The organism is Nocardia sp. NPDC047038 (assembly GCF_040644075.1).
Classification (GTDB): Bacteria; Actinomycetota; Actinomycetes; order Mycobacteriales; family Mycobacteriaceae; genus Nocardia; species Nocardia sichangensis.
The window spans coordinates 288,091-311,019 of sequence record NZ_JBEYVQ010000002.1 but is presented as its reverse complement, the minus strand read 5'-3'; the positions used below and the strand labels follow the sequence as shown (position 1 = coordinate 311,019).

The 22,929-nt window shown below is 68.8% G+C and carries 21 protein-coding genes and 1 riboswitch; of the genes, 12 read left to right on the top strand and 9 right to left on the bottom strand.

What is annotated here, in order from left to right; translation table 11 throughout:
- Positions 1-90 precede the first annotated feature (90 nt).
- The 3 genes from ABZ824_RS09675 (at position 91) to ABZ824_RS09665 (ending at position 4,384) form a co-directional block, all read left to right on the top strand.
- On the top strand, positions 91-1,380 hold the full coding sequence (locus tag ABZ824_RS09675; RefSeq protein ID WP_355071542.1) for an adenylosuccinate synthase: 1,290 nt from the start codon (positions 91-93) through the stop codon (positions 1,378-1,380).
- Positions 1,381-1,496: 116 nt separating this feature from the next.
- The gene (locus tag ABZ824_RS09670) at positions 1,497-4,103 is read left to right on the top strand and encodes a LuxR C-terminal-related transcriptional regulator (RefSeq protein WP_355071544.1); all 2,607 of its coding nucleotides are present in this window, start codon (positions 1,497-1,499) and stop codon (positions 4,101-4,103) included.
- Positions 4,100-4,384 (top strand): hypothetical protein, encoded by a 285-nt coding sequence (locus ABZ824_RS09665; RefSeq protein WP_355071546.1) that lies wholly within the window; start codon positions 4,100-4,102, stop codon positions 4,382-4,384. Before ABZ824_RS09670 ends, ABZ824_RS09665 begins: the two co-directional genes overlap by 4 nt.
- A 349-nt stretch (positions 4,385-4,733) precedes the next feature.
- Here the strand turns inward: ABZ824_RS09665 and ABZ824_RS09660 are convergent, their stop codons facing one another.
- Together ABZ824_RS09660 and ABZ824_RS09655 are read right to left on the bottom strand one after the other, a co-directional pair.
- Positions 4,734-5,276 carry a methylated-DNA--[protein]-cysteine S-methyltransferase gene (locus ABZ824_RS09660; RefSeq protein ID WP_356963477.1) on the bottom strand — a complete coding sequence of 181 codons (543 nt, stop codon included), beginning with the start codon at positions 5,274-5,276 and terminating at the stop codon, positions 4,734-4,736.
- A gap of 85 nt (positions 5,277-5,361) precedes the next feature.
- Positions 5,362-5,694 carry a hypothetical protein gene (locus tag ABZ824_RS09655; protein WP_356962827.1) on the bottom strand — a complete coding sequence of 111 codons (333 nt, stop codon included), beginning with the start codon at positions 5,692-5,694 and terminating at the stop codon, positions 5,362-5,364.
- A 63-nt stretch (positions 5,695-5,757) separates the two neighbouring features.
- Between ABZ824_RS09655 and ABZ824_RS09650 the strand changes: the two genes are divergently transcribed.
- The gene (locus ABZ824_RS09650) at positions 5,758-7,263 is read left to right on the top strand and encodes a PLP-dependent aminotransferase family protein (RefSeq protein WP_355071551.1); all 1,506 of its coding nucleotides are present in this window, start codon (positions 5,758-5,760) and stop codon (positions 7,261-7,263) included.
- A gap of 314 nt (positions 7,264-7,577) precedes the next feature.
- Here the strand turns inward: ABZ824_RS09650 and ABZ824_RS09645 are convergent, their stop codons facing one another.
- Positions 7,578-8,675, bottom strand: coding sequence for a CaiB/BaiF CoA-transferase family protein (locus ABZ824_RS09645; RefSeq protein WP_355071553.1), 1,098 nt, complete (start codon positions 8,673-8,675; stop codon positions 7,578-7,580).
- 190 nt (positions 8,676-8,865) lie between these two features.
- Here ABZ824_RS09645 and ABZ824_RS09640 point away from each other — a divergent pair, with 190 nt between their 5' ends.
- Positions 8,866-9,363: a DUF456 domain-containing protein gene (locus ABZ824_RS09640; protein WP_356962824.1), complete on the top strand. Its 498-nt coding sequence runs from the start codon at positions 8,866-8,868 to the stop codon at positions 9,361-9,363.
- A 3-nt stretch (positions 9,364-9,366) separates the two neighbouring features.
- On the opposite strand, the gene ABZ824_RS09635 is transcribed toward ABZ824_RS09640, so the two are convergent.
- Both ABZ824_RS09635 and ABZ824_RS09630 read right to left on the bottom strand, forming a co-directional pair.
- Positions 9,367-10,242, bottom strand: coding sequence for an amidohydrolase family protein (locus tag ABZ824_RS09635; RefSeq protein ID WP_356962822.1), 876 nt, complete (start codon positions 10,240-10,242; stop codon positions 9,367-9,369).
- Positions 10,243-10,326: 84 nt separating this feature from the next.
- Positions 10,327-11,790: an FAD-dependent oxidoreductase gene (locus ABZ824_RS09630; protein ID WP_356962821.1), complete on the bottom strand. Its 1,464-nt coding sequence runs from the start codon at positions 11,788-11,790 to the stop codon at positions 10,327-10,329.
- 378 nt (positions 11,791-12,168) lie between these two features.
- Between ABZ824_RS09630 and ABZ824_RS09625 the strand changes: the two genes are divergently transcribed.
- From ABZ824_RS09625 to ABZ824_RS09615, 3 genes are all read left to right on the top strand, one after another.
- Positions 12,169-12,618 carry a hypothetical protein gene (locus tag ABZ824_RS09625; protein WP_356962819.1) on the top strand — a complete coding sequence of 150 codons (450 nt, stop codon included), beginning with the start codon at positions 12,169-12,171 and terminating at the stop codon, positions 12,616-12,618.
- Positions 12,619-12,681: 63 nt separating this feature from the next.
- Positions 12,682-12,798: riboswitch (SAM riboswitch) on the top strand.
- Positions 12,799-12,812: 14 nt separating this feature from the next.
- Positions 12,813-13,229: a rhodanese-like domain-containing protein gene (locus ABZ824_RS09620; protein ID WP_355071560.1), complete on the top strand. Its 417-nt coding sequence runs from the start codon at positions 12,813-12,815 to the stop codon at positions 13,227-13,229.
- A complete protein-coding gene (locus tag ABZ824_RS09615; protein WP_356962817.1) occupies positions 13,226-14,440 on the top strand; it encodes an O-succinylhomoserine sulfhydrylase in 1,215 nt (404 codons plus the stop codon). Before ABZ824_RS09620 ends, ABZ824_RS09615 begins: the two co-directional genes overlap by 4 nt.
- Before the next feature lie 11 nt (positions 14,441-14,451).
- On the opposite strand, the gene ABZ824_RS09610 is transcribed toward ABZ824_RS09615, so the two are convergent.
- Complete coding sequence (locus tag ABZ824_RS09610; protein WP_356962816.1) at positions 14,452-15,954, bottom strand: serine/threonine-protein kinase; 1,503 nt, start codon at positions 15,952-15,954, stop codon at positions 14,452-14,454.
- A 95-nt stretch (positions 15,955-16,049) separates the two neighbouring features.
- Positions 16,050-16,502, bottom strand: coding sequence for an RpiB/LacA/LacB family sugar-phosphate isomerase (locus ABZ824_RS09605; protein WP_355071565.1), 453 nt, complete (start codon positions 16,500-16,502; stop codon positions 16,050-16,052).
- Positions 16,503-16,590: 88 nt separating this feature from the next.
- Between ABZ824_RS09605 and ABZ824_RS09600 the strand changes: the two genes are divergently transcribed.
- Complete coding sequence (locus tag ABZ824_RS09600) at positions 16,591-17,214, top strand: type 1 glutamine amidotransferase family protein (protein ID WP_356963476.1); 624 nt, start codon at positions 16,591-16,593, stop codon at positions 17,212-17,214.
- A 50-nt stretch (positions 17,215-17,264) separates the two neighbouring features.
- The gene (locus ABZ824_RS09595) at positions 17,265-17,714 is read left to right on the top strand and encodes a helix-turn-helix domain-containing protein (RefSeq protein WP_356962815.1); all 450 of its coding nucleotides are present in this window, start codon (positions 17,265-17,267) and stop codon (positions 17,712-17,714) included.
- A gap of 199 nt (positions 17,715-17,913) precedes the next feature.
- On the opposite strand, the gene ABZ824_RS09590 is transcribed toward ABZ824_RS09595, so the two are convergent.
- Positions 17,914-18,672 carry an HAD-IIA family hydrolase gene (locus ABZ824_RS09590; RefSeq protein ID WP_355072115.1) on the bottom strand — a complete coding sequence of 253 codons (759 nt, stop codon included), beginning with the start codon at positions 18,670-18,672 and terminating at the stop codon, positions 17,914-17,916.
- Positions 18,673-18,891: 219 nt separating this feature from the next.
- Here ABZ824_RS09590 and fgd point away from each other — a divergent pair, with 219 nt between their 5' ends.
- Positions 18,892-19,902, top strand: coding sequence for a glucose-6-phosphate dehydrogenase (coenzyme-F420) (gene fgd / locus ABZ824_RS09585; RefSeq protein ID WP_355071568.1), 1,011 nt, complete (start codon positions 18,892-18,894; stop codon positions 19,900-19,902).
- Positions 19,903-19,972: 70 nt separating this feature from the next.
- Here fgd and ABZ824_RS09580 read toward each other — a convergent pair whose 3' ends face one another.
- Positions 19,973-20,479 (bottom strand): nitroreductase/quinone reductase family protein, encoded by a 507-nt coding sequence (locus tag ABZ824_RS09580; protein WP_355071569.1) that lies wholly within the window; start codon positions 20,477-20,479, stop codon positions 19,973-19,975.
- 370 nt (positions 20,480-20,849) lie between these two features.
- Here ABZ824_RS09580 and pta point away from each other — a divergent pair, with 370 nt between their 5' ends.
- The gene (gene pta / locus ABZ824_RS09575; protein WP_356962813.1) at positions 20,850-22,922 is read left to right on the top strand and encodes a phosphate acetyltransferase; all 2,073 of its coding nucleotides are present in this window, start codon (positions 20,850-20,852) and stop codon (positions 22,920-22,922) included.
- The last annotated feature ends 7 nt before the right edge of the window (positions 22,923-22,929 follow it).

Genomic DNA, 22,929 nt, shown 5'->3' with positions numbered 1-22,929 from the left:
TCGGCTAGACTGTGCTTCCGGCCACCGCCTCAGTACGGCAGGTAGCTGCAACACACCAGTGTTGCCTGTCGAACCGTAGGAGACACGACCATGCCGGCAATCGTCCTGATCGGCGCCCAGTGGGGCGACGAGGGGAAGGGCAAAGCAACCGATCTGCTCGGTGGTCGGGTGAACTGGGTGGTCCGGTACCAGGGCGGCAACAACGCGGGTCACACCGTGGTGCTGCCCAACGGCGACAACTTCGCCCTGCACCTGATCCCCTCCGGCATCCTGACCCCGGGCGTGACGAATGTCATCGGCAACGGTGTCGTCGTGGATCCCGGCGTGCTGCTGGACGAGCTGGCGGGGCTGGAGCAGCGGGGCGTCGACACCTCCGGGCTGCTGCTCTCGGCCGACGCGCACTTGATCATGCCGTACCACGTGGCCATCGATAAGGTCACCGAACGTTTCCTCGGCAACAAGAAGATCGGCACCACCGGCCGCGGGATCGGGCCGTGCTACCAGGACAAGGTGGCGCGCGTCGGCGTGCGCGTCGCGGACGTGCTTGACGAGAAGATCCTCACCCAGAAGGTCGAGGCGGCGCTCGAGTTCAAGAACCAGGTGCTTGTCAAGATCTACAACCGCCGCGCGCTGGATCCGCAGCAGGTGGTGGACGAGGTGCTGACCCAGGCGGACAGCTTCAAGCACCGGATCGCCGACACCAGGCTGAAGCTGAACCTCGCGCTCGAGCGTGGTGAGACGGTGCTGCTGGAGGGTTCGCAGGGCACCCTGCTCGACGTCGACCACGGCACCTACCCGTACGTCACGTCGTCGAACCCGACCTCGGGCGGCGCGGCGGTCGGCGCGGGCATCGGACCGAACAAGATCAACACGGTGCTCGGCATCCTGAAGTCCTACACCACCCGGGTCGGTTCCGGACCGTTCCCGACCGAGCTGTTCGACGAGTTCGGCGCCTACCTGGCCAAGACCGGCGGCGAGGTCGGTGTCACCACCGGGCGCGCCCGCCGCTGCGGCTGGTTCGACGCGGTGATCGCGCGCTACGCCACCCGGGTCAACGGCATCACCGACTACTTCCTCACCAAACTGGACGTTCTATCCAGTCTCGAGACGGTGCCGATCTGCGTCGCCTATGAGATCGACGGCGAGCGAGTCGAGCAGATGCCGACCACGCAGACCGAATTCCATCACGCGAAGCCGATTTTCGAGCAAATGCCCGGTTGGTGGGAGGACATTTCCGGCGCGCGCACCTTCGAGGAGCTGCCTGCCAACGCCCAGGCGTACGTGTTGCGTTTGGAGGAGCTGTCCGGCGCCAGGATTTCTTGCATCGGCGTGGGTCCCGGCCGGGATCAGACCATCGTCCGGCACGACGTACTCGACTAGAACCTGTTCGAATTCCGCGTGGGCCAGCGGAAATTCGGCAAGATCACCAGAAATTCGCCACATCTATCGTGCTCGCTCGGCTTCGATCATGATCGGTGAAGAACTACAGTTAGAGCATGGCTCGGAACTGGCCGATGATCGAGCGCGAGAGCGAATTCGAGGCGATCCGTGCGGCGCTGACCGGTCCGGGGCACGTCGGCGTGGTACTGACCGGTGACGCGGGGGTGGGCAAGACCACCCTGGCCCGGCATGCCACCTCCGCGATCGGCGGCAATGTCCGCTGGGTGGCGGGCACCGAGTCGGCGCGCAGCATTCCGCTGGGAGTGTTCGCGCATATGGTCGGCGTCTATACGGCGCACGATCCGGTCACGTTCATGTCGGCGGCGCGCGAGGCGTTGCTCGCCGACGGGGACACGGTGATCGGGGTCGACGACGCGCATCTGCTGGATCAGCTCTCCGCCACGCTGCTGCTGCAACTGGCCATCGACAAAGCCGCCCACATCGTCGTCACCGTGCGCAGCGGAGTCCCGGTGCCGGACGCGGTCACCTCGTTGTGGAAAGACGGCCATCTGACGCGCATCGACCTGCGCCCGTTCACCCAGCGCCAGAGCGTCGAACTGGTGGAATCGATGCTCGGTGGGCAACTCGAGGGGTTCACCGCCAATCTGATGTGGGAGTCCTCCGCCGGAAACGCGTTGTTCCTGCGGCATTTGGTGGAGGGTGCGCTGGAGGCGGGCACGCTGCGTCAGGTCAACGGCGTGTGGCAACTGCGTGGGCGCGCGGCGGTGACCTCGGAGCTGGCCGCGCTGCTGGAGGACCGCGTCGAGCAGTTGCCCGAGCCGGTGCTGCGGGTGCTGGAACTGCTGACTTTCTGCGAACCGATCGATCTCGACGTCCTCGCCGAATTGGCGGGCGAGGACGCGGTGGAAGCCGCCGAAACGCGCGGTGTGATCCGGGTGGTGGAAAATTCCCAAGATCTGATCGTGCGCTACAACCACCCGCTGTTCGGTGAGGTGATCCGCCGCAGGCTCGGCATCGCCTCGGCGCGGCGTTTGCGCGGCAGGTTGTATTCGTCGCTCAAGGACCGCCGGATAAACTCCGCCGCCGACCGCATCCGCCTGGCCGAATTGGCGCTGGACAGTGATAAATCCGCGGATCTGGAATTGTTCGAGGCGGCGGCGGCCGACGCGATCGGATTGGCGAATCTGCCGCTGGGCGAGCGCTTCGCCCGCGCAGCGGTGGAGCGGCGCGGCGGCGTGGAGGCCGCCGACCTGCTGGCGCGCGCCCTGCTGTGGCAGGGGCACCGGATCGAGGCCGAGCGCACCCTCGCCAGCTTCGACCCCGACCAACTCGACGAGGTGCAGCTGGCGCGCTGGGGCAGCACCAGGGTGGCGAACCTGTTGTGGGCCATGGGCGATGCCGATCGCGCCGACGAGGTGCTGAAGCTGGTGCGCGCGAAGGTGCGGCATCCGAAGATCGCGGCCATCTTCACCGGCCTGGCGTCGGCGAGTCTGGTCAACGAGAACCGGGTCGACGACGCGATCGCCGAGGCGGAGACGGTGATGTCCGCCGACGGCGCACCGCCGTGGGCGGTGTGGTGGGCGTCGTTCGGCGGCGGCCTGGCGTCGGCGTTGATGGGCAAGGGGGAAGCGGCCAGGCAGTACGCGGCCCGTGGGCACGAGGTGGAAGCGCACATCGACGGGCTCAACCGCTTCATGTCCACGCACGCCGAGGTGCTCGCCCTGACCTTCGCCGGCGATCTGGAGGCCGCGCGGCGCTGCGCCGGGGCATTCGTCGGCTACTCCTCGCCGGGCCAGTATCTGGCCTGGGGCATGTCGAAGATCCTGCAAGGGACCGTCGATGTGGCGCAGGGCCGGTTCCTGGACGGCATCGAGAATCTGGAACAGGCGCTGGCCGCATTGGCCGCGGAGGGCGCGGCCGCGTGGATGTTCCCCGCGCGAATCCGTCTGGCGGAGGCGTATTCGGCGCTCGGGCGGGCCGGCGACGCCTCCGAGTCGATCGCGCACGCCACCGCACGGGGCGGCAGGCACAGTGCCGTGTACGAACCGCAGCTGGAAGTGGCGCGCGCTTGGCTGGCAGCCGCCGAAGGAACAGTCACGCCTGCCATCCGCATCGCGGTGGGCGCCGCCGACGCGGCCGCACGCTCGCATCAGCACGCCATCGAGGCCATGGCGCTGCACACCGCGGCCCGCTTCGGCGACCATTCCGTCTCCGGACGACTGGCGGAACTGGCCGAGCGAGTGGAAGGACGGCTGGTACAGGCGCAGGCTCGGCACGCGGTGGCGCTCGCCGACCATGACGGACCCGGGCTGGACTCGGTCGCCGCCGAATTCGAGCGCATCGGCGCGCTGTTGTCGGCCGCCGACGCCGCGGCGCAGGCCGCCTCGGCCCACGAGCGAGCCGGGGATAGGCGCAAGTTGCTGGAGTCCGCCGCCACCGCCAACCGGCTCGCCGCCGCCTGCGGCGGAGCGAGCACCCCCGCGCTGCGGCAGGCCGCACAACCCTTGCCCTTGACCGCGCGGGAACGGGAGATCGCCAACCTCGTCGCCGCGGGCCTGTCCAACCGGCAGATCGCCGACCGGCTCACCGTCTCGGTGCGCACCGTCGAAGGCCATCTCTACCGGGCCTGCATCAAGATGGACGTCACCGATCGCGAGTCCCTGGGCGCGCTGATGCGCGGAGAGTCCGGGAGCGGAAAATGACGCTGCGAGCGGCCGCGGTGATCGCTGCCACGGCGGCGGGTCTGGTCTTGGCCGCCGGGTGCTCGGACGGACAGCCGCAACCGGTCACCAGTTCCGCGCGTCCCTCGGCGACAGTGGCGACGAAGACCGAGACGACGCAGGAGCGCAACGCCCGGATCAGGCAGAAATTGATCGAACTCGGCTGCTCGACGAACGCCTGCATCCAGACGTACTTCGGCTGCGAGGACGGCTACATCACCGGGGACGCGTGCGAATTCTTCCGCGCGCATCCCTTGCGCTGAGCCGCGCGTAGTACCCGGCGGGCTGATCGGCGCCGGTGCGGAAAGAACCGGCGACGGGGCGAGCAACCCGATGTTCGGATTATGGCTGAGCCGGAGAATCTCGCGGAAAACGGCGTCGGGAAGTACCGCGGCGATGGCGCGGGCTCCCTTCCGGAGCAGGACCGCCGACTCCGGACCAGTCCTCGGGCCGCAGCGGCCGCCGCGCATCAGGCGAGTGCCGTGGCCTCCGTTCCCGATCGGCGGGTGCTGCCGATGTCTCGCTCGTAGGGACGAGGCGAACTACACGAATTCGTCGAGCGTGCCGTATCCATGACTCCGAGAGCAGGACGCGCTGGTCGGTGATGGTCGTTCAGAACAAGGTGGGCTCGCCGAATCCAGGTGTGCGCTCGATGGTCAGCAGGCGCTGTTTGGTGTCGATGCCGCCGGGGGCGGAGAAGCCGTGCAAAGCGTGGTCGGCGGCCAGTACGCGGTGGCAAGGGATGATCAGGGGAATCGGGTTGCGGCCCAATGCTTGTCCGACCGCCTGGGCGGCGCCGGGCGCGCCTACGCGGTCGGCGACCTGGCCGTAGCTGAGGGTGTGGCCCGGGTCGATGGCGCGCGTGACGGCGTAGACGGCGCGGTGGAACTCCGGAATTCCGCTGGTATCCACGGCGATCCAGCGCAGGTCGTCCAGTTCGCCCGCGAGGTGGGCGCGGATGCCCGCGATGGCCTCGGCCACGACCTCGGTGGGCGCCTGTTCGTGGATCTGCTCGCCCGGGTGCCCCGCGCGACCGCGCGTGATGCGCGCGCGGGTGGCCGCCGGGCTCGCCTCGGGGAGTTGGAATCGGATCACGCCGCGCTCGCTCCAGGCGATCGCGCAGCAGCCGATCGCGGTGTCGAACAGCGTCGCCACGATCGGGTGGTCCGGTGCGGGAGGGCCGGAGGCCACGGGCTCGGCGGCCTCGGTCGCCGGACGATCGGTGGCGAGGCGAGTGGCGTCACTCATGAGCCAAGTCTGCACCGCGGGACCGACAAGTTCGCAATGAGAAGGCCAGTTTTCCGGAACTGGCCTTCGAAGAGCCGTGACCTCGACCCGCTCCCGGCTGGTTCGCGCCACTGGGCAGTTCCGGGTCCGGCACGTCGCCACGGCCGTAGATCGCCGCGAGATCGGAGTATCGGCGCTGGTGGTCGTAGTACGAGAGGGGCTGGTCCGACATCGGTGTCGCGGGGTGGAAGCGTTCGAGGCGAAAGGCGCGCGTGTCGCGTTCCGGCGCGAATCGGTAGATCAGGCAGCCGAGCAAGGCGATCAGGAGCAGGGTGGCGAGCATCATGTCCGTCAGGGTGCGCGCCACTGGCCTTGCCAATAAATATCCAATCGGCCGATACTGGACCGTATGGCGACAAGAGTGATCGGCGCGGGCAGCCTGGCTCGCGATCTGGGCCATTGGCGGCACGCGCACGACGGCGATCCGGATTCGGCCGGGCGGCGCTCCACCCGCCCGGCCTACTTGGCGCTCGCCGAAGGAATCCGGCTGCTGATCCACGACGGGCGCGCGCCGCTAGGTGTCGCCTTGCCCAGCGAACGGGATCTCGCCGGCACCCTCGGGGTCAGTCGCACCACCATCACCTCCACCTACGCGCTGTTGCGCGAGCACGGCTACCTGATCAGCCGCCAGGGCTCGCGCAGCACGGTGGCCCTGCCCCGCGACGTGCAGCACGACGGCGTCAAGCCGGCGCGGAGCATCCTGGCCATGATGGGCTCGCCCGAACTGCCCACCGTCGACATGACCTATGCCGCCATGGCCGCCCCGCTGGAGATGCAGGACGCGTATTCGGCTGCTCTGGAGGGCATTCCCGCCTACCTCGGCACGCACGGCATGGACCCGGTCGGTGTGCTGGCACTCCGTGAGGCGATCGCCCGCCGCTACACCGCGCGCGGGCTGCCGACCGAGCCCGATCAGATCCTGGTCACCCTCGGCGCTCAGCACGGCCTGCGCCTGCTGCTGAACGTGCTCACCGCGCCCGCGGCCCGCGTGCTCATCGACCACCCGACCTACCCGAACGCCATCGAGGCGATCCGCGACGTCGGCGCCAGGCCGGTGCCGGTGCCGCTGCGCCCGGAGGACCCGGCGGGCGGCTGGGATCTCGACGGCGTCCGCAGTGCCGCGCGGCAGACCGCGGCCAGCCTGGCCTATCTGGTGCCGGACTACAACAACCCGACCGGCCTGCTGCTCGACGCCGACGGCCGCGCCGAACTGACCGCCATCGCCAGGGACACCAGGATGACCATCGTGATCGATGAGTCCATGGCGGATCTCGGGCTCGGTGCGGACAACCCGCCGCCGCCGGTCGCCGCTTTCGCCAGAGGATCCGAGATCGTGACCATCGGGTCGGCCTCGAAATCGTTCTGGGGCGGTCTGCGCGTCGGCTGGATCCGGACCAACCAGGCGCTGATCACCAAGCTGCTCGGCATCCGCTCCACGGTCGACCTCGGCACCCCCGTCATGGACCAGTTGGCCACCGTGCACCTGCTCGAGCACGCGGAGGTGATCCTCGACCGTCGCCGGGACCAGTTGCGTTCGCAGCGTGCCGCGCTGCTCGACGCGCTCGCCGAGGAACTGCCGGACTGGCGCGTCACCGTCGGCGCGGGCGGCATGTCGGTGTGGGCACAGCTGCCGACCTCGGTTTCCACGGCGCTGGCGGCCACGGCTCCCAACCATGGCGTATTACTCGCCGCCGGGCCACGATTCGGCGTGCAAGGCGCGTTCGAACGGTTCCTGCGGCTGCCGTTCACCCACCAGGAACCCGAATTGCGTTTGGCGGTCAAGGCCATCGCGTCCGCCTATATGGCGCTCACGCCACGCGCCGCCGACCCGTTGACGCCGTTGACCTGCTACTGAGGCGATTTCGTCGCTGGGGAGAGCCTCCGCAGGCGGTATGTCCCCTCCGAGCACCGCCGAGCACGATCGGCCGGCCACCCCTCGGGGCTGGCCCTCGTCGTGCTCGGGCGGTGTGCAGAAGCTCGCACGGCGCGGAGGCCTCCAGCTCGAGCAGCGGTCAAGGAGCGGACCGGACGAGGTTCGCGATTCTCGAAAGCCACCTGCTCGCGGACAGTATGGCAGGCCCGGTGCCGAACTGTCGAACCGGTTGGTATGTTAAAAGTTTCAATTATCAGCCGCGAAGCGGAGTGGCGCCATGCCACCCCGCTCGGCGCTCAGTCGGCCCAGACCGTCTCGATCGGGGTGGCGGTGGTGGGCGGCGGGGTCGGAATCCCGTTCGGAGTGCGGGAGAATCGCGGCGCGGGGGCGTGCTGGGTGATGTCGTCGAGCTCCAGCAGCGAGCCGCGGGCCGCGATGTGCTCGTTTCGCGTCGCCTCGTCGAATGTCAGCACGGGAGAGACGCACGCGTCTGTGCCGACGAAGATCTCGGCCCATTCGTCCCGGGTCTTGGTCCGGAAACGCTCGGCGAAAAGCTTTTTCAGCGTTTCCTGACCGGCGGGGTCGAGCTGGAAGGGCAGGCCGTCCGCCTCGATCTCCAGTCCGGCGAGCAACTGGGCGTAGAACTGCGGTTCGATCGCACCGACCGCCATGTACTTGCCGTCGGAGGTTTCGTAGGTGTCGTAGAACGACATTCCGGTGTCGAGCAGGTTCACGCCACGCTCATCGGACCAGGCGCCCGCGCCGCGCATGCCCCAGATCATGTGCGAAAGGGCAAGGGCGCCATCGACCATGGCCGCGTCGATCACCTGGCCCTTGCCGGACTGCTGCCGCTCGACCAGCGCGGCGAGGATGCCGAACACCAGGAACATCGAGCCGCCGCCGAAATCGCCAACCATGTTCAGCGGCGGGACCGGGCGTTCGCCCTTGCGGCCGATGGCGTGCAGCACGCCGGTGATGGAGATGTAGTTGATGTCGTGTCCGGCGCGATCGGCCAGCGGGCCTTCCTGGCCCCAGCCGGTCATCCGTCCGTAGACCAGGCGCGGGTTGCGGGCGAGCGCGTCGTCCGGGCCGATGCCGAGCCGCTCGGTGACGCCGGGGCGGAAGCCTTCGATCAGCACGTCCGCCTTCTCGACGAGGCCGAGAACCTTCTCGATGTCGGCGGGGTCCTTGAGGTTGGCCTCGACGATCGTCCGGCCGCGCAGCTGCGGACGGTCGAACCCGCCCGGCAGCTGGCCCGCACGCTGCACCCGCACCACGTCGGCGCCCAGATCGGCGAGCAGCAGCGCGGCGTGCGGACCGGGACCGATCCCGGCCAGCTCGATGACCTTGATGCCCGCGAGCGGGCCCTGCTTGGCGGTGGATGGAGTGCTCACGCCCTACCTCGGTTCGTCGTTGATCCAGCGCACCGGCGGTCCGGCGCGTCCTCCCGAACGCGGCGGGAGGGTTGTATTGACAGTATGACAATAACGCCGGGGCCGGAGCCGGGGGCATACCCGGACGACGGATGGACGACGGGTTCGACGACGAGTCGCCCGTTCGGTCGCCCGGTCCTAGGCTGCACGTGTGCAAGCGCTGTCTGATCAGGGGTGGTACAACCTTCTCGCCGGTCTCGCGATTCTGGTCGGTCTGGTCGGCATCGTCGTGCCGATCCTGCCGGGCGTCATCCTGATCTTCGCGGCCATCGCCGTCTGGGCCTTTCTCACCGGGGGCGCCACGGCCTGGACGGTTTTCGCGATCAGCACGGTGCTGCTGGTGCTCTCCGGCGTCGTCAAATACACCTGGCCGGGGCGCAGGATGAAGGACGCGGGAGTGTCCAACCGCGCGGTCCTGCTCGGCGCGATACTCGGCGTCATCGGCTTCTTCGTGATTCCGGTGATCGGCCTGTTCGTGGGCTTCGTTCTCGGCGTTTATCTTTGGGAACTCCAGCGGCTGCACGTCAACCGGCAGGCGTGGCAGGCGACCGTGCACGCGTTGAAGGGCGTCGGACTGTCCATCCTGATCGAACTCTTCGGCGCGTTGCTTGCCACCGGTGTGTGGCTCGCCGGTGTGTTCGCCGTCTGAGCGCTACCTATCGATGGCGGGGAACGGGATCGTGTCGCCCGCGCGGCTTCCCGGGAGTTCGTCGCGGCGCAGCCGGAGAGTCGGCGGTTCGGGCCGGTACAGCGGCAGCGTGGGGGCCGGCTCCTCGCGGACGACGCGCTCGCGGGCCGGGAGCCGATAGAACGCGCGCGCGTTGTCCTCCAGCACCGCGTGCATGTCGGTGCCCACCACGTCGCAGAGCAGATCCACGTCCGAGTCCCGGAACGGACGTCCGGCTCGGGTACCGGGCAGATCGGTGCCGAACATGAGGGCTTCCGGATTCACCGCGTGCACGCGGCGCAGCGTGTCGGCGACGTTCATCGCGACCCGGCCGAAACCGGTCGCCTTGACCTTGGCTCCGCGGTCGACCAGGTCCAGCAGGAAGGGCAGCCCTTCGGCGGACATGCCCAGATGGTCGACCGACAGCGCGGGCAGCTTGGAGATGACCGGTTGCAACGAGGCCAGCATCGTGCCGTCGATGTAGACCTCGACATGCCAGCCGGCCAGCTCGTACGCGCGCAGCGCCTGCAACGTCATTCCGGCGATGTCGGTGGCCGCGCGCTTGAGGTTGAAACGCAGTGCGCGCACACCGATCCGGTCCAGTTCGAGGATTTCCTCGTCGGAGGCGTCGAGATCGAGCCGGGTGACGCCGACCCAGCCCTCGCCGAGTTCGGCGAGGGCGGCCTTCAGGTAGGTCTGGTCCGTGCCCTGGAACGACCCGCTGACCACGGCGCCGCCGCTGACGTCGTAGCGCGCCATGCGCTTCCGGTAATCGGCAATGGTGAACGGGTCGGGCAGGTAGCCCTCGTTCTCGGCCAGCGGAAACCGCGGGTCGAAAATGTGCAGGTGGGCATCGAACACTTGTACAGAATGCCTCAGGGTCGGATTTTCCGCTGCCACAGCAGGGGTGTCGCGATGGCGGCGGAGGGGGTCACTGCGGGGTGATCAGACCTTGTGGGGTTCGCTGGCGCGCAGCATGTCCTCGCGTTCGACGACCTTGACGCGCTCGCGGCCCTCCGGCTCACCGAGGGAGCGTTCGTGCGCGTCGAGGCGGTACCAACCGGCCCAGGTGGTGAACGGGATGCCCTTGCCTTCGAGGAACTCGATGACGGCCTCGGGGTCGGGCCGCTCGGCCGGGGTGAAGCCGGGAGCGTCGTCCAGCAGGCAGGCGATGGTCTCGTTGGCGTCGCCCTTGGTGTGGCCGATCAGGCCGACCGGGCCGCGCTTGATCCAGCCGGTGACGTAGGTCGCGGGCAGGTAGCGCGCGGCGCCGTCGGCGTTCTCGTCGACGAGCACGCGGCCCGCTTCGTTCGGCACGGTGCCGGCCTGGTCGTCGAACGGCAGGTTGGTCAGGTTCTGCGACAGGTAGCCGACGGCGCGGTACACCGCCTGCACGTCCCAGTCCTTGAACACGCCGGTGCCCTTGACGTTGCCGGTGCCGTCGAGCTCGGTGCGCTCGGTGCGCAGGCCGACGACCTTGCCGTTCTCGCCGAGAATCTCGGCGGGGGATTCGAAGAAGTGCAGGAACAGCTTGTGCGGCCGGTCGCCCGCGTCGCGGATGGCCCACTGCTCGAGCGTGTTGGCGACCATGTCGACCTGCTTGGAGTGACGGCGCGCGGCTTCGGAGCCTTCGTCGTAGTCGATGTCCTCGGGGTCGACGATGACCTCGATCGTGGGCGAATGGTCGAGCTCGCGCAGTTCCAGCGGGGTGAACTTGGCCTGCGCGGGACCGCGGCGGCCGAAGACGTGCACCTCGACGGCCTTGTTGGCCACCAGGCCCTTGTAGACGTTCGGCGGAATCTCGGTCGGCAGCAGTTCGTCGCCGGTCTTGGCCAGCACGCGGGCGACGTCGAGGGCGACGTTGCCGACGCCGAGGACGGCGACCTTCTCCGCCTCCAGCGGCCAGGTGCGGGGGACGTCGGGGTGGCCGTCGTACCAGGAGACGAAGTCGGCGGCGCCGTAGGAGCCGTCGAGGTCGATGCCGGGGATCGGCAGGGCGCGGTCGGCGTTGGCGCCGGTGGAGAAGATCACCGCGTCGTAGAAGGCCCGCAGGTCGTCGAGGGTGATGTCGGTGCCGTAGTCGATGTTGCCGAGCAGGCGCACCTGCGGCTTGTCGAGGACCTTGTGCAGGGCCGTGATGATGCCCTTGATGCGGGGGTGATCGGGCGCGACGCCGTAGCGGATCAGGCCGAACGGCGCGGGCATGCGCTCGTAGAGGTCGATCGACACCTCGGCATCGGACTTCATCAAGGCGTCGGCGGCGTAGATCCCGGCCGGTCCGGCGCCCACGATCGCGATGCGGAGCGGGCGGGTCTTCGCGGTGTGCGCGTCAGGCCCGGAGGAGGAAGCCTGCGTCACCACGGAGGGCTCGCGGACACCGCCATCCTCTACTGCACTCTGTTCGGTCATCTCTTTACGCGCACCTTTATGGTCGAAACAATTAATGACGTCGGGCTTAGCTTAGGCTAAGTTGACGCACCGGCTCGGTCGCACCCGTCCGGTGCGGACGCCGGCGTCGCCGGCTCGTGGCTGCACGGTGCTCCGTTCGCCGCGGCGTAGAGCTGCCGATTCGCTATGACAGCAGGCCGCCGTCCCGCGATTCTATCGGGATGGCCGACGCCGCCCCGCGTCGGTGCGTGAACTCGACGGATGCCATCGACAGCCACGATTGCCGCTTACCCGCTCGCGCGCGGTCTATCGCCGCCGCTCGCCCCTGGTCGGCGCCGCGCCGGTGTATTGCCCGGGGTCGAGCGCTCGATACCGGCGCCGACCAGGGATCATCGAGCCATGACCGAACAGCAGCCGACCGCGGGCGAGGACGAGATCATCCGGGTCGATCAGACCGATAAACGCTCGGTGGTCCCGTTCGTCGCCGCCGCGGTGGTCGCGGCGATCGTGCTGATCGCGATCGTGCTCGGCGGTGTGCTGTCGCCCGCTGAGAAAAATGTCACAGACGCCGACCGCATCACGGCGGCCGTCCGAAACTTCGTCGACGGTGCCAACCGCAGCGACGCCGTGCCGCCGCCCGGCACCGCGTGCCAGGGCTTCGACGCCGCCCACTCACCGCTGGCGGGCCAGGACGGCGCCGGAAAGCCCGTCGAGATCACGAAAATCGACCCGCCCATGGTGGACGGCGACCGGGGCAAGGCGACCGTCACCACGAAGGTGGACGGGCAGGAGAAGATGACGACCTGGATTCTCGCCAGATCCGGCGACAAGTGGCTGGTATGCACCTGAGCGTTCGCGCAGGGTGCGTCACCGTTTGACACGGTGACCCGGGTCGGTGCAATCTCAGTCGAAGGTCATGAGAACCAGTGTCAAGCCCCGGCATTGCTGGTCGGCAACCCTCCTCCGCGGTGGGGTGCTCCGGGTGACGACCTGGCGGCGCCCTGGTCCCGGGCGCGGCAAGTGCGGATTCGCAGGAGGTGCACATGAGTTATGCCGGTGACATCACCCCTCAGCAGGCTTGGGAGTTGCTGCGGGACAATCCGGAAGCCGTCCTGGTGGACGTGCGGACGGAAGCGGAATGGAGATTCGTCGGAGTCCCCGACACGAGCCCGATCGAACGGCCGACCGTGCTGATCGAGTGGGTCGATTCCACGGGGGCGCGCAACGAGACGTTCGTCGAGCAGCTGAAGCAAGCGCTCGACGGCCATGATCCCGAGGCTCCTGTCGTCTTCCTCTGTCGCTCCGGTCAGCGTTCGGTGGGCGCGGCGATCGCCGCCACCTCGGCGGGCTACCGCACCTCCTACAACGTGCTGGAGGGCTTCGAAGGCCCGCTCGACGAATTCGGGCATCGCGGCGGCTCCGGCTGGCGTGCCCTCGGACTGCCCTGGCGGCAGTCGTGATCACCGGCGGCGCGTTCGACAAGCCGCTGCCCGAGAGCGTCGGCCCCGCGACGCTCGGCGTGCGCGGCGGGCTGCGGCGCTCCGGTTTCGAGGAGACCGCCGAGGCGCTCTACCTCACCTCCGGCTTCGTCTACGAGAGCGCGGAGGCCGCCGAGGCCGCGTTCACCGGCGAGGTCGAACATTTCGTCTACTCCCGCTACGGCAACCCGACGGTGGCCATGTTCGAGGAGCGGATGCGCCTGCTCGACGGCGCCGAGGCGTGCTTCGCGACCGCGAGCGGCATGGCCGCGGTGTTCACCGCGCTGGGCGCGCTGCTGGGCGCCGGCGACCGGCTCGTCGCCGCGCGCAGCCTGTTCGGCTCGTGCTTCGTGGTGTGCAACGAGATACTGCCGCGCTGGGGCGTTGAGACCGTCTTCGTCGACGGCGAGGATCTCGACCAGTGGGAACAGGCGCTGTCCGTGCCCACTCAGGCGGTCTTCTTCGAGACGCCCGCCAATCCGATGCAGACGTTGGTCGACGTGCAGCGGGTGAGCGAGCTGGCGCACGCGGCAGGCGCGAAGGTCGTGCTGGACAACGTGTTCGCCACTCCGCTGCTGCAACGCGGCTTCGAACTCGGCGCCGACGTGGTGGTCTACTCCGGCACCAAGCACATCGATGGGCAAGGCCGCGTGCTGGGCGGCGCCATCCTCGGCGCCACGGACTACATCGACGGTCCGGTGAAGACGCTGATGCGCCACACCGGCCCCGCGCTGAGCCCGTTCAACGCGTGGACGCTGCTCAAAGGCTTGGAGACGATGCCGCTGCGGGTGCGCCATTCGACGGAGTCCGCGCTGCGGATCGCCCGCTTCCTGGAGAGCAACCCGGCCGTCAGCTGGGTGCGATACCCGTTCCTGGATTCGCATCCGCAGTACGCGCTGGCCACGGGCCAGATGAGCGGCGGCGGCACCGTGGTCACCTTCGAGCTGAACGCGCCCGAGAACGAGGCGAAGAAGCGCGCGTTCGAAGTCCTGAACCGGTTGCGCATCGTCGACATCTCCAACAACCTCGGTGACGCCAAGTCGCTGATCACCCACCCCGCGACCACGACACACCGCGCCATGGGTCCCGAAGGCCGGGCCACCATCGGTTTGTCCGACGGCGTCGTCCGCATCTCGGTGGGCCTGGAGGACGTGGAAGACCTGCTCCAGGATCTCGACCAAGCCCTCGCCTGAGCAGGGATCGGTCACATCGGCATGGTGACGCCGGGTGAAGACGGTGCACCGTGCAGGATCAAGTGGCTCGGAACGTCGTCTTTCTTGTCGTTCTTCTTGCCGTTCTTGTTCTTGCCCGGCAGGTCGAAGGCCAGCCGGATCGTGCCGGCGCGGCCGGGCGCGATGCGTGCGAAGTCGTCGCCGGGCGGGTTGAGTCCGGCGGTGGCCGCCGCGTCGGGTGCGACGGAGCGGCCCGCGGTGGTGACCAGCCGTTGACCGGTGATGTCGAGGACTTGGTCGCGGTCGGACACGTTGGTGACCGTCAGCGTGACGATGGTTCGGGAACCGCCGCCGGAGCCCACATCGGTCACGGTGAAAGCGAAGTTTCCGTCGCGCACGGCAGTACCCGGATTCGCGGGTTGTCCGCCGGTCGGGGGCAGCGGAGTATCGGTCGGCGTAGCGGCTTCGCGGGTCGTCGGACCCGCGACGGGCGCGGACCCGATGCCGCCTACCAGCAGCCACAACGCCGCCGCGGCGACGAGCGCCGCCCCTGCGGCGACGGGTATCCATCGGCGCTTTCGCCGACGATGGAGCTGCCCGGTCGGAGCGGGTGAACGTACCTCGGGCGTCGGCTGCGCCGCAGTGGCGGCGGTCATGACGCGAGTTCGCGGGCGGGCAGCCGGTGCCGGGAGAGGCGGGGCCGGTCGAGCGACCGTGGACCGGGCGAGAGCGGCCGACGCCGCCGCGGCGAATTCCCCCGCGCTGCCATAGCGTGCGTCCGGCTCTTTGGCCATTCCCCGGGCGATGACGTCGTCGAGTGCGGCCGGGACGCCGTGGGCCGCCCGCGAGGCGCGCGGCGGCTCGGCCATCAGATGCGCCCGCATCTGTTGTGCCGGATCGCCCGCGCCGTAGGGCGGTTGTCCGGTGAGGGTCTCGTAGAGCACGCAGGCCAGCGAATAGACATCCGACCTGGCATCGACCGTGCCGGTGAATCGCTCCGGCGCCATGTACCCCAGCGTGCCGACCACCAGCCCGGTGGCGGTGAGCGCGGTGCCGTCGGCGGCGCGGGCGATACCGAAATCGATCAGATATACGAAACCGCTGGTGTGCAGAAGGATGTTGCCCGGCTTCACATCGCGGTGCACGAGTCCGGCCGCGTGCGCGGCGTCCAGCGCCTCGGCGGCCTGGGCGATGACGTCGACGGCCCGATCCGGCGGCAGCGCGCCCGATCGCAGCCGGGTGCCCAAGTCGACGCCATCGATGTAGGCCATCTCCAAGAACAGATGGCCGTCGACCTCGCCGAACGCGTGGATGGGCACGATGTGCGGGTCGCGCGCCCGAGCGCCCAGCCGCGCCTCCCGCTCGAAGCGCTGCCGATAGAGCGAATCCGCGGTATACGCCGCGGACAGCACCTTGAGCGCCACGGCGCGGCCCTCAGGGTCGTGTGCCAACCACACCTCACCCATGCCGCCACGACCCAGCAAGCGTTCGAGCGAGTAGTTCCCGAACGTGCCACCGGCGCTCTGCACGGACATGCCTCGACCGTATCGCCGGGTTTCGTCGCCATCGCGGGCGGGAGGGCGTCCGCTTTCGTGCTGTCGACGCCGCACGTTACGCGGAGAAGGCTTCGTCAGGCATCGGCGGTGCGCTCGATGTCGGTGAGATGGGCGATGTTGGCCCGGTCGTCCGGGGACGAGCTCGGTTCGGTGGTGAACCAGGAGTCGAGGATCTCCCGTAGCTCGGCGCTGGAGGTCGAACGCAGGCTCAGGGCAAGGACGTTGGCGTCGTTCCAGGTGCGGGCGCCCGCCGCGGTCGAGGCGTCCGCGCAGAGTGCGGCGCGGACACCTGCGACCTTGTTGGCCGCGATCGAGGCGCCCGTGCCGGTCCAGCAGCAGACGACGGCTTGGTCGGCGTGGCCGGAGGCGACATCGCGGGCGGCCGCTTCGCTGGCCCAGGCCCAGTCGTCGCGTTCCTCGTCGGACAGCGCGCCGTGCAACACGAGTTGGTGGCCGCGCTTGCCCAGTTCGTCGACCAGTTCCGCGGCCACTCCGACCCGCTCGTCCGCCGCCACCGAAATTCGCATGCGTTCAGCGTAGTTGCCGGTTCGCGGGCAGTGCAGACGATCGTTCACATTGACAGTATGCTGTCAAATATGACAGCATACTGTCATGATGAAGACCGTGCACATGGCCGTTTACGACACACTCGCCGACTGGGAGGTGGGCGCGGCGACCGCGCACATCAACAAGCCGAGCTGGCACCGGGAACCGGGAACCTGGCAGGTGAAGACGGTCGGCCTGACCGTGGAGCCGATCACGACGATGGGCGGCATGCGCATCGTGCCGGATGTCGTGCTCGCCGAGCTGACCCCCGCGGACAGCGCGATGTTGATCCTGCCGGGCGCGGACACCTGGGAGGGGCCGCACTTGGATCCGTTCGCGCACAAGGCACGCGAGTTCGTGGACGCCGGTGTTCCGGTCGCCGCGATGTGCGGTGCGACATTCGGCTTGGCCAAGGCGGGTCTGCTCGACACTCGCGAGCACACCAGCAACGTCGCCGAATACCTTCGCTACAGCGGGTATTCGGGTGCGCACCACTACGTCGACGAACCGGCCGTCACCGACGGTGACGTCATCACCGCCGGGGCGAGCGCGCCGTTCGAGTTCGCGCGTGAGGTGCTCGGCAGGCTCGGCGTGTACGAGCCGCATGTGCTGGATGGCTGGTACGCGTTGTACGCGCACTCCGATCCGGCCGGATGGGCGGTGCTGGCGGAATACGACGCGCAGCACGCGTGAGCGAGAATCGTCGGTGATCCGGCCGGATCGCCGGCATCGGGAGGCGACGCATGACCCCAGAACAGGAATTGTTCGCCGCGGCGGCGATCACGTCGTTCCGTTTGAACGGTCAGTTCCTCGGCGTGGCCGAGGAACTGGCGCGACCGGCGGGCCTGACCGCCGCTTGGTGGCAAGTGCTCGGTGCGGTGCTGCGTGCGCCGCTACCCGTCGCGGGCATCGCCCGCGAGATGGGCATCACCCGCCAGAGCGTCCAGCGCATCGCGGATCTGCTCGTGGATAAAGGGCTCGCCGAATACCAGCCCAATCCCGCCCACCGGCGCGCGAAACTCGTCGCGGTCACCGACGCGGGCCGGGCCGCGGTGCACCGCATCAACCCGCAACACAAAGTGCTGGCCGAACGGCTCGTAAACGAACTCGGCCGCGAGCAGCTCGCGCGCACCGTCGAGGTGCTCACCACGCTGTCCGCCGCGATCGACGCGATCACCACGGACGGCGCCTAGCCGCGCCAACCAACGACGATCGCGTTCGACCGCAGCGTACGTCGTCGTAGGCGGAAGTGCGGGTCGCGGAAAGTCCTTCGCGCGCCGAGCCTCTGGGCAGCGGCTGTTGTCGGATCGACGAGTGCCTGGTCCCGGGCGGGCTTACGAGACCCAGAGGCGGCAGCGGCGGCGTGGTTCGTCGCAGGTCCGGACGTGTCGCTCAGTCGGCGAACGGGGACTCGGTCTTCCCGATCAGGTCGGCGACGGAGTCCACCACCATCGTGGGGCGGTAGGGGTAGGCCTCGAAGGACGCGCGGGTGGAGATGCCCGAGGTGACCAGGATCGTGCGCATGCCCGCTTCCAGGCCGGAGATCACGTCGGTGTCCATCCGGTCGCCGATCATCACCGTCGACTGCGAATGTGCGCCGATGCGGCGCAGCGCGGAGCGCATCATCAGCGGGTTCGGCTTGCCGACGTAGTACGGGTCGCGTCCGGTGGCGCGCGTGATCAGCGCGGCCACCGAGCCGGTCGCGGGCAGCGAGCCATCGCGGGACGGGCCGGTCGGGTCGGGGTTGGTCGCGATGAAACGGGCGCCTCGCTCGACCAGCCGGATCGCGGTGGTGATGGCCTCGAAAGAGTACGTGCGGGTCTCGCCGAGGACGACGTAGTCCGGGTCGCTGTCGGTCAGCACGTAGCCGATCTCGTGCAGTGCGGTGGTGAGGCCGGATTCGCCCACCACGTAAGCGGTGCCGTTGGGGCGCTGTTCGTTCAGGAAGGTGGCGGTGGCCAGCGCGGAGGTCCAGATCGCTTCTTCCGGGATGTCGAGCCCGGTGTGCCGCAGTCGCGCCTGCAGATCGCGCGGCGTGCGGATCGAATTGTTCGTCAACACCAGGAACGGTGTCTCGTTGGCGCGCAGTTCGGCGAGGAACTTGTCGGCGCCCGGAATCAGATGGTCCTCGTGCACCAGCACGCCGTCCATATCGGTCAAGTAGGACAGGATCGGCTCGTCGTCTGCGCTCACGCGGCCATTATCCGCTATCGCCCCGCGCCGGCCACCGCAGAAACATTTCGCCCCCGCCGCGGTGTTCTCCGCTGTGAAGATCATCCGCGTCGGGCCGTCGGCGCGGAGGGCGGCAGCGTTGACTACTGTCGATGACGGATCGCGATGGCGGCGAAACGAAACGCGAGGAGCGTGCAGATGAGCGGACTCAAGCTCGGATACAAGGCATCGGCGGAGCAGTTCGGTCCCCGTGAACTCGTCGAGATCGCGGTGCTGGCCGAGCAACACGGCTTGGACAGCGCCACCGTGAGCGACCATTTCCAGCCCTGGCGGCACAAGGGCGGACACGCGCCCTTCTCGCTGGCCTGGCTGGCCGCGGTCGGTGAGCGCACCCAGCGCATCCAACTCGGCACGTCGGTGCTCACCCCGACGTTCCGCTACAACCCCGCGGTGATCGCGCAGGCATTCGCCACCATGAGTTGCCTGTACCCCGATCGCGTGATGCTCGGTGTCGGCACCGGTGAGGCGCTCAACGAGATCGCCACCGGCTACACCGGCGAATGGCCGGAGTTCAAGGAGCGTTTCGCGCGCCTGCGCGAGGCGGTCGACCTGATGCGCGCCCTGTGGACCGGCGACCGCGTCGACTTCGACGGCGAGTACTACAAGACCGTCGGCGCCTCCATCTACGACGTGCCCAAGGGCGGTGTCCCGATCTACGTCGCCGCGGGCGGCCCGCTGGTCGCGCGGTACGCCGGACGCGCGGGCGATGGCTTCATCTGCACCTCGGGCAAGGGGATGGACCTCTACACCGAGAAGTTGATGCCCGCCGTCGCGGAGGGCGCGGCGAAAACCGGCCGCAGCGTCGACGACATCGATCGGATGATCGAGATCAAGCTCTCCTACGACACCGATCCGGAACTGGCCAGGGAGAACACCCGGTTCTGGGCTCCGCTGTCGCTCACCCCGGAGCAGAAGCACAGCATCACCGACCCGATCGAGATGGAGGCCGCCGCCGACGCGCTGCCCATCGAGCAGATCGCCAAGCGCTGGATCGTCGCCAGCGACCCCGACGAGGCTGTCGCCCAGATCAAGCCCTACATCGACGCGGGCCTCAACCACCTGGTCTTCCACGCCCCCGGCCACGACCAGCGCCGCTTCCTCGACCTCTTCCAGCGCGACCTGGCCCCCCGCCTCCGCGCTCTGGCCTGACCGTTCACGAGTGGCACACCACGGAGAGGTCTTCTCGGGCCGATGCCGCAGTGGTGTGCCACTCGCGAAGTCACGCCCGGCGGAGGGCGAAGATGCGCAGGTCGCGGGTGGTGCGGGAGCGGTAGGCGGCGTAGGCGCCGGTGATGTCGACGAAGCGTTGGAAGATCGCGTCTTTGTCGGGAGTCTCGACGGGGGTGGCGGTTACCCGGATGCGTTCGCCCGCGATCGCCACCGTCGCGGTGGGGTGGGCCAGGAGGTTCGTGGTCCAGGCCGGGTGGTGCGCCTGGCCGAAGTTGCTGCCGATCACGTAGAGCGTGTCGCCGTCGTGCACGTACAGCAACGGCTGGGTGCGCGGTTGGCCGGACTTGCGTCCGATCGTCGTCAGCAGGATGACCGGCGCGCCGATCGGGCCGAGCACGGTGTACTTGGCGTGGGTGCGCTCCAGGACCGCCCGGTCCAGCGGCGTGAGGGCCCGGACGAGTCGGGAGCCGGGCTTGGTGGCCGCGAATCTGCTTGCCGCGCGAGCGAATAGGTTGGTCCGCGAACCCCACTGCCGGTCCGGAAATTGCTCAGCCATGCCCGGACTATAGCGGCCCGGGATATCGGCTTCGGCGGCTTCGCGCCAGCAGGTATCGAACCTCGCCGAGCAGGCCGATGACGTCACTGTGGGACACGCTCCCACCTGTTGCCGTCGACCGCCTGCAGGCTCCACCTCTGCGCCGAACTCGCCGTTCAAGGTGCAAACCCTCGTGCGGCTGCGTGCCGACCGACGTGCGTCGTCGTCCGGCCGAGGCCGAGACCTGAGTCGCGGCCGAAGAGGCGGCCGCCCCGGCATCGGTCGTCGCGGTGACCATCGGGTCCACTCCGCGGTTGCGCTCTGTTGGCCGGTGGGTGACGATCGTCGCGCGGCGGGTTCCGGTTGCCGCTGGTTCACTAAGCTCTGGGACATGGCCGACAACGCTCCATCCGCCGTGTACATCGCCTCTCCCGAAGGCGACACCGGTAAGTCGACGGTGGCCCTCGGGGTACTGCAGACGCTGTGCGCGACGACCGCGCGGGTCGGGGTGTTCCGGCCGATCACACGCTCGACCACCGAACCCGACTACATCCTCGAACTGCTGCTCGAGCACAGCACGGCGGACATCGACTACGCGCAGGCGATCGGCACCACCTACGAGCAGGTGCACGCCGATCCGGACGCGGCGATCAGCGAGATCGTGCTGCGCTTCCACGAGGTCGCCAAAGCGTGCGATGTGGTGGTGGTGGTCGGCAGCGACTACACCGACGTGGCCAGCCCAAGCGAGTTGCGCTTCAACGCCAGGATCGCGGTCAATCTGGGCGCACCCGTGTTACTGGTCGTCCGCGGCGCCGGGCGCACTCCGGACGAGGTGAAGCAGCTGGCCGAACTGTGCGCGTCGGAGCTGGCGCACGAGCACGCGCAGCTGGTCGCCATCATCGCCAATCGCTGCGACCCGCAGCGGCTGGACGAGGTTAGCGCGGCGCTCGGCGGGTTCGACGTCCCGTCCTGGACACTGCCCGAGGTCCCCTTGCTGATCGCCCCCACCATGGCCGAGCTGTGCGCCGCCATCGACGGCGAGATGTACAGCGGTGATCCGGAATTGCTGCACCGCGAGGCGCTGAAGGTCATGGTCGGCGGCATGACCGCCGAGCACATCCTGGAACGGCTGACCGAGGGCGTGGTGGTGATCGCGCCGGGCGATCGGTCCGACGTACTGCTGAGCGTCGTGAACGCGCACGAGGCCGAGGGCTTTCCGTCGCTGTCGGGCATCATCATGAACGGCGGCCTGCTGCCGCATCCCGCGGTGGCGCGGCTCATGACCGGCCTGAAACCCAAGTTGCCGATCCTCACCACCGAGCTCGGCACCTACGACACGGCGGGCGCCGCGTACCGCAGCCGCGGCCGCATGTCCGCGGGCAACCCACGCAAGGTGAACACCGCTCTGGCTCTGATGGAGGAACACGTGGACGCCGCGGAGCTGTTGCGGCGCATCGACGTTCCGCACAGTCCGGTGGTCACGCCGCAGATGTTCGAATACCAGCTCATCGAGCGCGCGCGAGCCGATCGCAAACGCATCGTGCTGCCGGAGGGCGACGACGACCGTATCCTGCGCGCGGCCGGACGGGTGTTGCAGCGCAAGATCGCCGATCTGGTCATCCTCGGCGACGAGACGGCGGTGCGCGCCCGCGCCGCCGAACTCGGGGTGGACATCTCCGCCGCGCAGGTGCTCGACCCACGCAACTCCGGCTACCTGGACGAGTTCGCCGCCGAATACGCCGAACTGCGCAAACACAAGGGCATCACGCTGGAGCGCGCCCGCGAAACCGTCGCCGACATCTCGTATTTCGGCACCATGATGGTGTACAAGGGGATCGCCGACGGCATGGTCTCCGGCGCGGCGCACACCACGGCGCACACCATCCGCCCGTCGCTGGAGATCATCAAAACGGTGGAAGGCGTCTCCACCGTCTCCAGCGTGTTCCTGATGTGCCTGGCCGACCGGGTGCTCGCGTACGGCGATTGCGCGGTCGTGCCGGATCCGACCGCGGAGCAGCTGGCCGATATCGCGATCTCGTCCGCGGCGACCGCCGACCGCTTCGGCATCGAGCCCCGGGTCGCGATGCTGTCGTACTCCACCGGCGAATCCGGTAGCGGGGCGGACGTGGACAAGGTGCGCGTCGCGACGAAGCTGGCGCGCGAGCGCGCACCGAAGTTGCCGGTGGAGGGGCCGATCCAATACGACGCCGCGATCGAACCGACCGTCGCCGACGCCAAGCTGCCCGATTCGGAAGTCGCAGGGCGCGCCACGGTGTTCGTGTTTCCCGACCTCAATACCGGCAACAACACCTACAAGGCGGTGCAGCGCAGCGCGGGCGCGATCGCGATCGGCCCGGTGCTGCAAGGTCTGCGCAAGCCGGTCAACGACCTGTCGCGCGGCGCGCTGGTGGCCGACATCGTCAACACCGTGGCGATCACCGCCATCCAGGCGCAGGACAGCTGATGGGTGC

What these genes read in the sequence shown, in the direction of transcription:
- ABZ824_RS09655 (WP_356962827.1), bottom strand. Translation starts at nt 5,694, where the DNA reads ATGATGCTCGCCACCCTGCTCCTGATCGCCTTGCTCGGCTGCCTGATC.
- fgd (WP_355071568.1), top strand. Translation starts at nt 18,892, where the DNA reads ATGAGCGGACTCAAGCTCGGATACAAGGCATCGGCGGAGCAGTTCGGT.
- ABZ824_RS09625 (WP_356962819.1), top strand. Translation starts at nt 12,169, where the DNA reads ATGACCGAACAGCAGCCGACCGCGGGCGAGGACGAGATCATCCGGGTC.
- ABZ824_RS09670 (WP_355071544.1), top strand. Translation starts at nt 1,497, where the DNA reads ATGGCTCGGAACTGGCCGATGATCGAGCGCGAGAGCGAATTCGAGGCG.
- ABZ824_RS09595 (WP_356962815.1), top strand. Translation starts at nt 17,265, where the DNA reads ATGACCCCAGAACAGGAATTGTTCGCCGCGGCGGCGATCACGTCGTTC.
- ABZ824_RS09590 (WP_355072115.1), bottom strand. Translation starts at nt 18,672, where the DNA reads ATGGACGGCGTGCTGGTGCACGAGGACCATCTGATTCCGGGCGCCGAC.
- ABZ824_RS09605 (WP_355071565.1), bottom strand. Translation starts at nt 16,502, where the DNA reads ATGCGAATTTCGGTGGCGGCGGACGAGCGGGTCGGAGTGGCCGCGGAA.
- ABZ824_RS09600 (WP_356963476.1), top strand. Translation starts at nt 16,591, where the DNA reads ATGAAGACCGTGCACATGGCCGTTTACGACACACTCGCCGACTGGGAG.
- ABZ824_RS09580 (WP_355071569.1), bottom strand. Translation starts at nt 20,479, where the DNA reads ATGGCTGAGCAATTTCCGGACCGGCAGTGGGGTTCGCGGACCAACCTA.
- ABZ824_RS09675 (WP_355071542.1), top strand. Translation starts at nt 91, where the DNA reads ATGCCGGCAATCGTCCTGATCGGCGCCCAGTGGGGCGACGAGGGGAAG.
- ABZ824_RS09610 (WP_356962816.1), bottom strand. Translation starts at nt 15,954, where the DNA reads ATGTCCGTGCAGAGCGCCGGTGGCACGTTCGGGAACTACTCGCTCGAA.
- pta (WP_356962813.1), top strand. Translation starts at nt 20,850, where the DNA reads ATGGCCGACAACGCTCCATCCGCCGTGTACATCGCCTCTCCCGAAGGC.
- ABZ824_RS09620 (WP_355071560.1), top strand. Translation starts at nt 12,813, where the DNA reads ATGAGTTATGCCGGTGACATCACCCCTCAGCAGGCTTGGGAGTTGCTG.
- ABZ824_RS09665 (WP_355071546.1), top strand. Translation starts at nt 4,100, where the DNA reads ATGACGCTGCGAGCGGCCGCGGTGATCGCTGCCACGGCGGCGGGTCTG.
- ABZ824_RS09650 (WP_355071551.1), top strand. Translation starts at nt 5,758, where the DNA reads ATGGCGACAAGAGTGATCGGCGCGGGCAGCCTGGCTCGCGATCTGGGC.
- ABZ824_RS09630 (WP_356962821.1), bottom strand. Translation starts at nt 11,790, where the DNA reads ATGACCGAACAGAGTGCAGTAGAGGATGGCGGTGTCCGCGAGCCCTCC.